Annotated in this window: 13 protein-coding genes; 4 read left to right on the forward strand and 9 right to left on the reverse strand. The window is 31.8% G+C overall.

Annotation, left to right across the window (positions count from 1 at the left end; all coding sequences use genetic code 11):
- Nucleotides 1-4 precede the first annotated feature (4 nt).
- The 3 genes from LOS89_RS04345 to LOS89_RS04355 all read left to right on the forward strand — a co-directional run bounded on the left by LOS89_RS04345 (nucleotide 5) and on the right by LOS89_RS04355 (nucleotide 2,293).
- Complete coding sequence (locus LOS89_RS04345; RefSeq protein ID WP_231836623.1) at nucleotides 5-517, forward strand: ankyrin repeat domain-containing protein; 513 nt, start codon at nucleotides 5-7, stop codon at nucleotides 515-517.
- Nucleotides 518-523: 6 nt separating this feature from the next.
- The gene (locus tag LOS89_RS04350; RefSeq protein ID WP_231836625.1) at nucleotides 524-1,294 is read left to right on the forward strand and encodes a T9SS type A sorting domain-containing protein; all 771 of its coding nucleotides are present in this window, start codon (nucleotides 524-526) and stop codon (nucleotides 1,292-1,294) included.
- Between the two features lie 183 nt (nucleotides 1,295-1,477).
- A complete protein-coding gene (locus tag LOS89_RS04355; RefSeq protein ID WP_309508564.1) occupies nucleotides 1,478-2,293 on the forward strand; it encodes a DUF5777 family beta-barrel protein in 816 nt (271 codons plus the stop codon).
- A 69-nt stretch (nucleotides 2,294-2,362) separates the two neighbouring features.
- Here the strand turns inward: LOS89_RS04355 and LOS89_RS04360 are convergent, their stop codons facing one another.
- From LOS89_RS04360 to LOS89_RS04380, 5 genes are all read right to left on the reverse strand, one after another.
- Nucleotides 2,363-4,423, reverse strand: coding sequence for an FG-GAP-like repeat-containing protein (locus tag LOS89_RS04360; RefSeq protein WP_231836627.1), 2,061 nt, complete (start codon nucleotides 4,421-4,423; stop codon nucleotides 2,363-2,365).
- A gap of 29 nt (nucleotides 4,424-4,452) precedes the next feature.
- The gene (locus LOS89_RS04365) at nucleotides 4,453-5,574 is read right to left on the reverse strand and encodes a hypothetical protein (protein ID WP_231836628.1); all 1,122 of its coding nucleotides are present in this window, start codon (nucleotides 5,572-5,574) and stop codon (nucleotides 4,453-4,455) included.
- 75 nt (nucleotides 5,575-5,649) lie between these two features.
- Nucleotides 5,650-6,201 (reverse strand): acyl-CoA thioesterase, encoded by a 552-nt coding sequence (locus LOS89_RS04370; protein ID WP_231836629.1) that lies wholly within the window; start codon nucleotides 6,199-6,201, stop codon nucleotides 5,650-5,652.
- Nucleotides 6,202-6,208: 7 nt separating this feature from the next.
- Nucleotides 6,209-6,559 carry a 6-phosphogluconate dehydrogenase gene (locus LOS89_RS04375; protein ID WP_231836630.1) on the reverse strand — a complete coding sequence of 117 codons (351 nt, stop codon included), beginning with the start codon at nucleotides 6,557-6,559 and terminating at the stop codon, nucleotides 6,209-6,211.
- A gap of 11 nt (nucleotides 6,560-6,570) precedes the next feature.
- Nucleotides 6,571-7,959 (reverse strand): DNA recombination protein RmuC, encoded by a 1,389-nt coding sequence (locus LOS89_RS04380; RefSeq protein ID WP_231836631.1) that lies wholly within the window; start codon nucleotides 7,957-7,959, stop codon nucleotides 6,571-6,573.
- A 400-nt stretch (nucleotides 7,960-8,359) separates the two neighbouring features.
- Here LOS89_RS04380 and LOS89_RS04385 point away from each other — a divergent pair, with 400 nt between their 5' ends.
- The gene (locus LOS89_RS04385; protein WP_231836632.1) at nucleotides 8,360-8,926 is read left to right on the forward strand and encodes a pseudouridine synthase; all 567 of its coding nucleotides are present in this window, start codon (nucleotides 8,360-8,362) and stop codon (nucleotides 8,924-8,926) included.
- Nucleotides 8,927-8,983: 57 nt separating this feature from the next.
- On the opposite strand, the gene LOS89_RS04390 is transcribed toward LOS89_RS04385, so the two are convergent.
- From LOS89_RS04390 to LOS89_RS04405, 4 genes are all read right to left on the reverse strand, one after another.
- Nucleotides 8,984-9,745: a dienelactone hydrolase family protein gene (locus tag LOS89_RS04390; RefSeq protein WP_231836633.1), complete on the reverse strand. Its 762-nt coding sequence runs from the start codon at nucleotides 9,743-9,745 to the stop codon at nucleotides 8,984-8,986.
- A gap of 73 nt (nucleotides 9,746-9,818) precedes the next feature.
- Nucleotides 9,819-10,604, reverse strand: coding sequence for an ABC transporter ATP-binding protein (locus LOS89_RS04395; RefSeq protein WP_231836634.1), 786 nt, complete (start codon nucleotides 10,602-10,604; stop codon nucleotides 9,819-9,821).
- A 2-nt stretch (nucleotides 10,605-10,606) separates the two neighbouring features.
- A complete protein-coding gene (locus LOS89_RS04400) occupies nucleotides 10,607-11,632 on the reverse strand; it encodes a FecCD family ABC transporter permease (RefSeq protein WP_231836635.1) in 1,026 nt (341 codons plus the stop codon).
- A 184-nt stretch (nucleotides 11,633-11,816) separates the two neighbouring features.
- A complete protein-coding gene (locus LOS89_RS04405) occupies nucleotides 11,817-12,947 on the reverse strand; it encodes an ABC transporter substrate-binding protein (protein WP_231836636.1) in 1,131 nt (376 codons plus the stop codon).
- Nucleotides 12,948-13,157 lie beyond the last annotated feature (210 nt).

Raw genomic sequence — 13,157 nt, forward strand, 5'->3', positions numbered from 1 at the left:
CATTATGAAACTTATATTAAATCTTATTTTCTTTTCGTGCTCTTTTTTTAGCTTTTCTCAAACAGATATTTTTCAAATTGCGAGAAAAGGAAATGTCGAAGAACTAAAAAGTTATTTAAAAGCAAACCCTAATACCTTGAATTCCGTAAATGAAAATGGAAGCACACCATTGATTTTAGCTTGTTATTACAATAATATTGATGTTGTAAGAGAATTGGTATATCAAGGTGCAGATATAGATTCTAAAATAGATATGGGAACAGCTTTAATGGCAGCAGTGGTAAAAGGGAGTGATGATATTGTGCTGTTTTTATTAGAAAAGGGTGCTAATCCCAATTTGAAAGACGCAAATCAATCCACAGCACTTATTTATGCTACCCTATTTAAAAATAAAGAGATAATGTCAATGCTTATCAAATATAAAGCGGATAAAAATCTAAAAGACGCAAGAAATTTAACTGCTCTTGATTATGCAAAACAATTCAATAATGAAGAATTAATACAAATACTAAAATAAACTACTATGAAGAAAATTACTTATTTTATTTATTTAATGTTCATTTCCTTTAACACTTTTGGCCAAACTTATTCAACTGGAACCATCCAACTTACTAATACAAGTGGGCTTGCTATGACATTACGATTGGATATTGGAAGTGAAGTGAATATGATTCTAACAGGTCCAGCAGATCGATGGTTTTCTGTAGGTTTTGGAGCAACTTCCATGACAGCAGGAACAGATGTCGTTCTTTGTCACACAAACTCAACTTTAACTTCTTTCGACAGAGTCTTACCAGGTTTTGCTGCTCCAACTGTAGATGCAACACAAAATTGGACAATTATTTCCAATACTGTCAGTGGTAATGTACGAATAATAACAGCTACAAGAGCATTGAATACAGGTGATCCTAATGATTATGTATTTTCGAGTTCACCTTCGGCATTGAGTATTATTTGGGCAAGAGCATCTGCAAATAATTACTCATTAACATATCATGGAGGAGCTAATAGAGGCGCCACAGCAGTGAATTTCACCTTAAATTCAGATGACTTTGCATTGTCTCAATTTAAAATGTATCCAAATCCTGCAAAAAGTAGTGTAAACCTAAGTTTTCCTGATGGTTTTGAAAAATTTAACATAAAAATATATGACCAGTGGGGAAGGATTATAAATGAATTTTCAACAAATGATAAAAATTTCACTTTTAATGCATCTAATTATTCAAGTGGCTCGTATATAGTTAAAGTAGAAACTAACGAAAATTCATTTTCCAAGATATTGATAGTAGAATAAGATTTTAAAACCATGTTTTGTCGTTTCCTTTTTGCCCCAACTTAACTTAAACTAGTACAAGGCATGGTTTCTTTAAATCTCTTAAAAAACAACTTTAAAATAATTTGATAAACAAACGAACTCATGAAAAAAATATTTTTACTTTTTTTGTTTCCCATTTTTTGCTTCGCGCAAGATGATCTGTTGAACGAAATCGACTCAGTTCCTCAAAATCAGATAGCTGAATCAGCTTTTAAATCCTTAAAGATTGTTAATTTAGAGTCTACAAAATTAGCTTCCAAAGGCGATTTTTACTTCATTGTAGCGCACAGATTTGGATTTGTAAAAAATGGTTTTGACGATTTTTTTGGTTTGGATAATGCCAATACTCAATTAAAATTTTTATATGGAGTAAACGATTGGTTAACTGTTCATGTGTCGAGAAGTGGTTTTCAAGAAACCTATGATGTAGCAGGGAAGTATCGATTGTTTTCTCAAGGTGAAAATGATTTTCCAGTAACGATTGTCGGATTCAATAGTATTGCTATTAATACTGAGCTAAAAGAAAAAGATTATCCGAAATTGAAGTTTGAAAATCGATTGAGTTATGTGACTCAACTCTTAATTTCTAGAAAATTTTCAGAAAAATTGTCTTTAGAATTGGCTCCAACTATTTTCCATGAAAATACTTTACGTGATATTTTAGATGAAAATAATATGGTGATTTCTCCACATCCACAAGACAATACACAATACGCTATTGGATTAGGTGGACGTTATAAACTAACTAAACGTTGGTCGTTTAATATTGATTATGCTGCACATTTAAATAGAGCAAGTGAATCGATTTATAAAAATCCCTTATCAATAGGTTTTGATTTAGAAACAGGTGGTCACGTTTTTCAAATGCATTTTACAAACGCTACCGCTATGCATGAAACAGGATATTTAGGACAAACTGTTGGTGATTGGACAAAAGGAGAATTTGGTTTCGGATTTAATTTGGTAAGAGTTTTTTAAACCTAAATTTGTCTTCATAAAAAAAGCTGATTCAATATTCTGAATCAGCTTTTTTTATATTTAGGAAAATTATTTTTTAATGAAATTTTTCAAATATTTTTTTCCATCAGTGGTTTCAACTGACAAAATATAAACGCCTTGCGCTAATTCTGAAATTGAAAAACTAGAATTAGAAAGTTGTACTTCTTTTACTGTTTTTCCTAATGTGGATATAATAGTTATATTTTTAATTTCGAACATTTCGGTATTTGAAAGTGTTATCATATCACTTGCAGGATTTGGATATAACATAATAGTGTTTGAACTATTATCAGCAACACTTAATGGGCTAGAACCTTCAATAACTGTTAATGCTTGATTTATATTAGGATTGTTAATAACATCTACAACTCCTGAAGGCCAAATTACTACTACTTGATTAATAGAAGTAGCTGTTCCTAACCCGAAATGGGCATTTAAGGTACTCATATGTCTAAATCCTTCACCACTTCTTATATCTCTAATTTGTTTGCCAAATGAACCATAGATTTCAACTCTAGCCCCAATACCATTTCGGTTACTTTGAATTCCTTGCAAATTAAATTTAATCCAATTGTTTCCATTTGGAACCGCATATCTTATTGTTGTACCGCTTTGAAAATCTAAAAAACCATCATTGTTTAAATCACCCACTCCTGAAACTGTTAATCCAGTATAAGTAACGGGAGCAAAAACATTATTTCCTTGATTGAACATAATTTTATTTCCTCCTCCTAAAACATCTACTTTACCATCGTTATCAAAATCATAAGCTATATTGTCTGTATTTGTTGAAGTATTAGTATCCCAACCAGAACCAACGGTAATATTTGAATAGGCTTCTTCGGTATTGTTAGAAGTGTCTAAATTATTTCTGAAAAATTTGTGTGTTCCTGAACTTGCTGTAATTATAATATCCATATCACCATCATTATCAAAATCGGCTATAGCAGATGACCAAGTTTGAATAGGCGTGATGTTTATACCTGCAATTGCTGAGATATTAGTATATACACCATTTCCATCATTACGATATAATTCACATGGAGGTCCTGAACATTTTGAAACAAAAACATCGGTATCGCCATCGTTATCAAAATCTGTGAATAGTGTGGCATAATTTCCTGTTGAGGTAGCTATATTCATTGCTCCTGGAGTTACGGTTGATTGATAGAATGTTAATCCACCACTTCCATTATTTAGATAATAACAACTAGGAGCAATGTCGTGACAAACGAAAATATCTAAATTTCCATCATTATTTAAATCAGAAAAGTTAGTTCTTTGTGAGAAAATATATTGTCCGGGAGTATTTACTGTATAAGCGGTTCCAGTACTATTTGAAGTTAGAATGGTTGCTCCACTTCCGTTACCTAAGACAATATCGTTAAATCCGTCTTTGTTGTAATCTCCTGCTGCCATACTCCAGTTCGGTAATAAAACTGTCCCAGATAATGGATAATCTGTAATGGTATAGGTGCCGGGTGTATTGGTTTGGTAATGAACTCTCATGTTTGATGCACTAATTCCTACAATATCATCTTTATAATCTCCATTCATATCCACTACACAAATGTTGTATTGGCTGTTAATTGTAGAAACAGTTTGTGTTGTATAAGTTATAGGAGTAGTTGGAATAATAATTGTACTTTCAGAAAGTTGAAAACTAAACCCTGTGTTGTTGGTTGTATTTAACCATCTGTTGTCCCAAACGATATAATAAGTTGTACCTGCTGTAACATTTAAATTTACAACAGAAGAATATCCAGAACCTGAATCGTCATCACCAGCAACACAGGTTAGCGATGAGCAATTACCAGTGTAAATATGAACTCTTGTGTCTTTTCTTGGTGTATTTGCAGCAATATCAGATGTTATAGTGATGGAGAAATTTTGAGTAGGGGTATAAGAAAACCATTCTCCGGCAGGTATATTTGCTGATGGGATAGCGCCATTAGGAGCACAAAAAGTGGTAGGTGCGGTTCCATTTATAATTCCAACAGCATAAATTCCAGGAGTAGTTATAGGTGAAGCACCACTACAGGTATCTTGCGCTAGCGTTATAACTGAAAAAAATAGCAAAAACAAGGTGTATTGAGTAATTTTTTTCATAATCGTATTGTTTAAATTAGTAGTTCGTATTAGTTACAAGGTGTTAAGGAATTAATCCATTCTTCCACTAGTTGTACCCCTTCATCATGAATTAAAGTTCTTCCATGTAAAGGCATTCTATAAGTTTCATCCATCGTATTTAGTCTATAATATAACATTGAACGATAGATATTACCAGGAGTTACAATCTTTGAAAGTGCGGGTTCAAAATTTTGCATATCTTGAGTGTCAACACAAACTCCCATATTTGTACGGTTATTATTGGTTTCAGAAAAGGCAAAACGCATGGGTCTATAATCACAATGTCCGTGTTCTTTATGACAATGAGCACAATTAATATCAAAATAAGAACGAACTCTTTTTTCCAGCGGTTGGGTATTATCGTTATAGTTTACAATAGTATTTGCCTCTGTTGGCAACGAAAAATTATTAGTCAGTTTACCTAATTCTATCCACTTGGTTAGTTGGTTTTTGGTTTCGCTACCATAATTGAAATTTTTATTCAGATTTTGTGGCTTTATACCAATAGGAATGTTTTTTTGTACATAATTTCCGTTTTCATAGTTTTTAGTTTTATGACAAACGATACATTGTACTTCGTTAGGAATTCTGTAATCTACATTTCTAGTAACATTATTGTCATCTTTAAATGCGATATTTTTTGTACTTCCATTCATGTCAAGAACTGCTTCAGTTTGACTATCGTTCCATACATAATCAGCAAAAATCCAACCGTCAGATTTTCGAATCATAACTCGAGTTTCGATTATTTTTGTTGTATTGGATGGTTGTACATTATCATAATAAAAAGTTTTTATTATAGCCGAACCCACAGGTAAATCTAAAATTTCATCATCACCATTAAAGGTAGCTTTTGTTCCGTTTGGCATCCATACAAATCTTTTTTTATGGGCATAATCGGTAAAAAGAGAAGAAATAGGCTCATAAGGAATAACATTTAATGAAGGAATTTGATTTTTCATTTCTCCTTCAAAAAAATGATATTGCGATAGGTTAGTATAAGGAACTTGGGTTAAATCAACAGTAACCGGTGAAACGGGAGTGTATTCTTCATCATTTTCGTCTGTACACGCATAAATAAGAAGAGAGATGCTGATAATAATAAGGTAAATAGAGTATTTTTTTATCATTTAGTTATATTTTGTTTGTTTTGTTTAAAACAAATATAACTTTTTTTTCAAAACACTGTTGATTTTTTAATTAAATTATAATAGTTTTTCTGAAAGTACCACATTAAAATTTTCCAAATTTTTCAATGCTTCTTTTGATTTATAATCAAAATTATGTTCTAATTCTTTATGTTTCTTTTTATTATTGATGCGGTTAATTCCATCGTAAAAGCGCCTAACTTCATTCATGTTTGATAAAATTAAACGAGGTACTTTTACATTATTTCCTTGATCGTCTTTTGCAACCATTGTAAAATAGCTGGAATTACAATGTTTAACGATTCCAGTTCGAATGTCTTCTGAAGTAACTCGAATCCCTACAATCATCGAAGTATTACCCACATAATTTACTGAGGCTTTTAAAGTAACCAATTCGCCTACATCAACCGGATTCAAAAAATCAACCGTATCCACCGAAGCCGTAACACAATAGCATCCCGAATATTTCGAAGCACAAGCAAACGCAATTTGGTCCATTAGTTTTAATAAATACCCACCGTGAATTTTTCCACTAAAGTTAGAGTGGGATGGAAGCATTAATTCTGAAAGAGTAATTTTTGAAGCTTCAACAGTGTTGGCTGTTTCCATAATTTAATTATTTTTCGAGTGAAACTTTGGTTACAAAATAGCGCGTATCGCCCCACCAAAAGAATGTTTTATAACGTTCTTCGTATTCTAATGTTACCTTTTTTCCTTGCCATTTTTTTAGATTTTCAATCACTACTACTTCATCTTCCATCACTGAAAAAGCAAAAATTTGAGCTCCAGAAATTCCTTGACTCAGTTCGCCTTCCCACGTTTTTATTATTAATCCTTTATGACTAATTTTAATTAATTCGCCCGAACGTACACCTTCGCTATAAGGTACATAATAAATAAAACTAAAATATCCCACAGTAATTAAAGTAAGGGATAAAGCTATGTAAAGAATTATTTTTCGTACCATAATTTTCTTTTTTATTCGTTATCGTTTTCAGAAAGTAATGAAATTTCATCGGTTTCATTTGCTCTTTTTAAAACAGCTTCCGGAAGTGCTTTTTTGGCTTTAGCACCCATTTTTTTCAATTTCTCAACACTTGTAATAAGGTTTCCTTTTCCGTCAACCAGCTTGTTCATAGCGTTGCCGTATTCGATTTTAGCTTCGTCCATTTTTTTACCAATTTTTATCAAATCGGAAACAAAACCTTCAAACTTATCATACAAAGCACCAGCTTGACGCGCAATTTCAATTGCATTTTCTTGTTGTTTTTGATTCGTCCACATGCTGTCAATCGTACGTAAAGTTGCCAAAAGAGTAGAAGGTGTTACAATCACAATATTTTTCTCGAAAGCTTTGTTATATAAACTTGTATCTTCATTCAAAGCTACTGCAAAAGCCGATTCAATTGGAATGAACAACAACACAAAATCTGGACTTTCCATGTGATACAAATCGTGGTAATTTTTGCTACCCAATTGTTCCACATGACGATTAATCGAAATAATATGTTCTTTTAAATACTGATTTTTTACTTCCGAATCTTCTTCGTTGATATAACGTTCGTAAGCGGTTAACGTTACTTTCGAATCGATAATCATTTTCTTGCCATCAGGAAGATTGATGATAACGTCTGGAAATACACGATTACCATCTTCTGTAACGTGACTTTGTTGCACAAAATACTCTCTATCTTTCTCTAATCCTGATTTTTCTAACACGCGTTCTAACACTAATTCGCCCCAATTTCCTTGCATTTTGCTATCACCTTTTAACGCTTTTGTTAAATTGATGGTTTCCTTGCTCATTTGTTCGTTCATTTCGCGAAGTCCCAAAATTTGTTGTCGTAAAGCGGCATGATAATCGATACTTTCTTTGTGAGTATCTTCGACTTTCTTTTCAAAAAGTTGGATTTTGTCTTGCAAAGGCGACAAAATATTTTTCAAATTCTCCTTGTTTTGTTCGGTGAATTTTACGGTTTTCTCTTCCAGAATTTTGTTGGCTAAGTTTTCAAATTCTTTGGTGAATTTCTCTTGAAGTTGTTCTACTTCTTGCTTTTGTTCTTTATTTCGTTCCAATAAATTATCGAAATCATTTTCTTTTTTAGCCAAATGAATCGCTAAAGATTCCTTTTCTTTTTGAAGATTTTCTTTTTCGGATGAAAGTTGAGCAAGGGCTTTTTCAAACTGATTTCGCTCGGTTTGAAATTGGATTTTTAATTGTTCCATTTGATTTAAAAGTCCGTTAATTCGTTCTTCTAAACCTGATTTTTCGGATTGTGATTGGGATGCGAATATTATTTTTCCAATGAAAATTCCAATTCCTAAGGCAATAATAAATGCGGCAAGTACTAAAAGGGTTTGTGACATGGTTGTTGATTTTATTTTATAATGTAAATGTAGCAAAAAATAAAATTTGGAGCTATATTAGTACTTAAAACTCTTTGAAATTTTATTAAAAGTAAGTTTGTCGATGTAATAATTCGTTCATCGAATTCTAATGATAATTATATGTTAAACGATTAAAAATCATTAATTTGTGTTGAAATATTTTATACTTTTATTATGTGATTTTGATTAGTTATTGAATATATCGTTAGTTACATATCTAAAAAGAGATTCAGTCGTTTATTCCTCTCAAGTTATAGCAGATCAGAAAAACGTAATAAATCAAAATCGACACAGTGAGGTCTTAAACAAGGCCTCCTTATTTTTTGTATCACTCCAACAAGTTTTTAGTATCTTCGCCACACCAAAACGGGATTCCTTCATGCATCATCACTTTCTTATTCACAAGCCTTACGGATATTTATCGCAGTTTATTTACCAATTAAAACGCAAGAAAAAGTTGTTGGGCGAATTATACGATTTTCCCGAAAACACCATGGCTATTGGTCGTTTAGATGAAGATTCTGAAGGATTACTTTTATTGACGACAGATGGCATGATGAGCGAAATTGTCCGAAGTAAAAAAGTAGAAAAAGAATATTACGCTCAAGTCGATGGATTGGTTACTGAAGAAGCTGTTGAACAATTAAGAAACGGTGTCGAAATCGGCTTGCACGGCAAAAAATACAAAACCAAAAAGTGTAAAGCGTTTAAATTAGAATCTGAACCAAATTTAGGCGAACGCGGAAAAAAAATTAGAGACGAACGTCATGGTCCAACATCTTGGGTTTCGATCACCTTAACCGAAGGAAAATTTCGTCAAGTGCGAAAAATGACATCAGCTGTTGGTTTTCCTACTTTACGATTGGTTCGTGTACGTGTAGGAAACATTCATTTGAATGATTTAAAAGCAGGCGAAGTTTTAGAAGTAAGTAGTTTTGATGTATAAAAAAAACAGCTATTTCCATTGAAATAACTGTTTTCTATTTTTGAATAAATACAATGATTATTTAAAAATCTCCTCAAAAAAAGTTTTCATTGCTTCCCAACTTCTTTTGTCTGCTAATTCGTTGTAAGCTGCACCTTTACTATTATCGCTTCCGGCATCTTTGTGTGTAAAAGCATGAACGGAATTTGCATAATACACCATTTGCCAATCCGCTTTAGATTCACGCATTTCATTCTGAAAAGCTTCAATTTCTTTTACAGGTACAAAAGGATCATCGGCTCCATGTAAAACCAAAACTTTTGCTTTAATTTCATTTGTTGGACTATTTGCAGCTTTTCCTAATCCGCCATGAAAAGAAACAATTCCTTTTACATTTAAATTTCCTCTAGCTGCTTCAATAGCACCAGTTCCACCAAAACAATAACCAATAACTGCAATTTGATTTTTATCAGCACCCGCTTTTACAAGTTGGTCAATGGCCAATTGAATACGCTTTTGATATTCTGCTGGATTGTTTTTATAGAATCCCGCATTTTTACCAGCCTCTCCTGTGTTTTTTGGATTGTTGCCAACACCATAAATATCGGCAACAAAAGCATGATAGCCTAATTTTGATAATGCTTCTGCCGATTCTTTTGCATGAGCATCAACGCCCATCCAAGCAGGTAAAACAATTACACCAATTTTCTTTGGATTTGATTTTTGTGCTTTTGCAAAAAAGCCTTCTAACTTTTGATTACCATCTGCGTAATCTACTTTTACTAATTGTCCAAAACTATTCAAACTAGCTAATATTAAAGTGATGTATAAATACTTCATAATTTACTTTTTTAGTAAAATTATGAAATTTGTTAATGAATACCGTTAAACAAAATGTAAAATTGGACTAAAATTATTTGATTTTAAATTTACCTATTGTTGCATCAAACAATAAATGTTCTGTATCAAATAACGTATTAAAAATTCCTGTTTGAATTAAATTACACGGTTGGTCAATAACAATTTGAGTAGGAGTAAAAACGATCATTTTGTCTGTCATTTGAATTGCTAAATCAATATCATGAGTAGAATAAAGAATAGTTTTACCCGTTTCATGAGTTAATTTTAGCAATAATTTCAACAATGTAGCTTTATGAACCAAATCTAAATGTGTAGTTGGTTCGTCTAAAATAATAATCGAAGTGTCTTGTGCTAAAGCACGAGCAATCAAAGCAATTTGCAACTGACCATCGCTAATTTCATCATGTTTTTTATGAATCAAATGTTGAATTTCAGTTAAAGCTATAGCTTCATCAATTTTAATTTTATCTTCATTTGATAATGTTCCTAACCAATTGGTGTATGGTTGTCTTCCTAATGCAATGATTTCGTAAACAGTTAAATTACTTGGAGGTAATTTTTCGGTTAAAACAATGCTTAATTCTTGTGCTAAATCAAGCGGTTTGAAATTTTGAATCGATTTATTGAGTAATGTAACTTCACCTTTTAGTGGTGGAATTAATCCAGTAAGTGTTTTTAATAAAGTAGATTTTCCTATTCCGTTTTCACCAATTAAAGCAATTAATTTCCCTTTTTCTAAACTTAAATTTATGTTTTCTGAAATAGTAATGGTTTCGCTTTTGGTTGTATAGCCAATCGAAAGATTTTTAGTTTGTATGATGTTTTCTTGCTTACTCATGATTAAACTCTTTTCTTTCTAACTAATAACCAAATTACTATTGGAGCGCCTATTACTGATGTAATTGCATTTATAGGTAACGTAATATCATTACTTGGAACCTGAGCAATGGTATCGCATAAAAGCATAACAATTGCCCCAATTAAAAGTGTTCCCCAAAACAAAATGAAATGATTACTAGTTTGAAAAACCAACTTTGTCATGTGAGGAACGGCTAACCCAATAAAAGCAATTGGACCAGCAAATGCAGTTATACTTCCGGCTAAAATACTGGTAGCTAAAATAATTATAAAACGTGTTTTTTTATAGTTAATTCCAATGCTTTGCGCATATTTTTCGCCTAATAATAAGGCATTTAATGGTTTGATAACCAAGAAGCTTATTCCGATTCCTATAGCAACGAAGACTGTTAAAAGTGAAATTTCATTCCATGAGAGATTTGAAATACTTCCCATAGACCAAAAAGTAAATTTTTGTAATTTTTCAGCTGTTGTAAAATAGGATAAAACGGAAACAATTGCACTTGTGAAACTACCAAACATCAATCCAACGATTAAGATTGCCATGGTATCTTTTAGTTTTTGAGAAACAATTAATACTGCCATTAAAACCAAAAAGCTACCTAAACTTGAAGCTAAAACTAATCCATAGCTTGATAAAAAGAATGTTGAAATGAAAATTGGTAAAACACCTGAGCCTAAAATCACGAAAGCAACTCCTAAACTAGCACCCGAACTCAATCCTAAAACATAAGGACCTGCTAAAGGATTCCTAAATAAGGTTTGCATTAGCAATCCACTCATGGAAAGTCCAACACCAACTAAAATAGCTGTAAAAGCTTTTGGAAAACGAAAATTCCACAAGATTATTTCCCAGCTCTCCTTGCTCATTTCTTGTAAAAAAATCCCTTTTACAACTTCTTTAATAGGAATTGCAACAGAGCCAAGACTGATGTTAACTAAAAACAGAAAGACTAATGCTAAAAGCAAAAGCAAGAAAATAAAGTTCTGTTTTTTGGTAAACTGCATGATTGAAATTTTGGCTAAATTACGTTTTTTGGTTTTTTTAAACACACAGACACATAGAAAAAAGTAAAGTAAAGTTTTGTTGAAACCATTTCATTCGCATATAGCTTATGATAGCTATGTTAAGTGAAACGCCTGAAATTTATATAAAGTTTAGCTATGTGACTATGTGTTTCAATTTCTGTTTTTATTTCAACTTTTCAAAAAAGTACAATTCGTAATCAGGTAAAACTTCAGGATGTAAAATTTTTACAATATCTTTTAAAACTAAATCAGGTCGGTTTTGAGCCAATTCATAATAAATAACACCGCCGGTTTTTCCTTTTTTAGTGCTAAACGAATACACATTTTTGTTTTTTACCGCTTTGAAATGAATGTAATTTGGGTTGTTATCCAAAATTTCTTGTATAGATGTAAATTGACCAGGACCTATCCAAAAATCAGCATCACTAGCTTTGTCTAAAACACTTTCAAAAGATAAGGACAAACTTCCAGTACCTTTTGAATCTTTCCATAAATAATTGCCATTGGCTTCTTTTAGGAAATATGCAGCCCAACTATCACCTTGTGGTAAAAACCACTGATCTTCGTAAATAGCACCAGCAAAAATAGAGGGTTGTGTTTTAGCATTTTTAGCCAATGTAGCGGCTAATTTGTATTCTTTTTCAATCGAATTGAAAATCTCATTTGCTTTTTCATCTAAATTATACAAAGCACCAAAGAATTTAATCCATTCAGCTTTTCCAAGAGGTGTTTTTTCGGTCCAATCGCCATTAAAAATGATTTTCTGACCGTTTTTTTCTAAATTTTTGTATGTTTTTAAGTCGCCATCCACACTAAAGCCTACTATAACATCTGGTTGGATGTCTAAAATCACTTCTGTGTTTAAACCTTGATTGCTTCCTAAATCTCTAATTTTTCCTGCATCAATTAAAGTTCTCGTTTTTTCAGATGAAATATAATTTGTGGTTGGAAATCCTATTAAAGTTTTTTCTACACCTAAAGATTCTAATGCTGGAATATGAGTTGTAGAAGTTACTATTATCTTTTTAATTGGTATTTCAATTGCAGTAAATTGTTGTAAGCTATCTGGAATTTGAGCCCCTTTTTTGCGTAACACATAAGTGTAGTTTTCTTTAGATTCTGGATAGGCATTTGAAACTTTCATAACAGAAAAACCATCATATTTTTGAATTGAAAATCCTTCCGCATAGATAATGCTATTATTGGCAGAATTTTTTAGATAGTCAGTGTTTTCAGATTCTTTACATTGAATGAAACCTAGAAAAAGAATTACTAAAAAGAAATAATGGCGCATGAAAATGTTTTTTTTGCAAAAGTAGTATTTTACATTCAAAAAGCAGTACTATGTAACAATTGATGCAAAAAGGAATCAACAAAACCTTAAATTTGCCAAAAAAAACATGAGAACAGATTCTAACGCATTTATTTATGCAGTTGCTACAATTGTATTAGCACACTTTGTAATTGGCTTTATTTTACTGTGGCGTAAGATGAATAAGAAGAA

It is taken from the genome of Flavobacterium channae (assembly GCF_021172165.1).
Lineage (GTDB): Bacteria > Bacteroidota > Bacteroidia > Flavobacteriales > Flavobacteriaceae > Flavobacterium > Flavobacterium channae.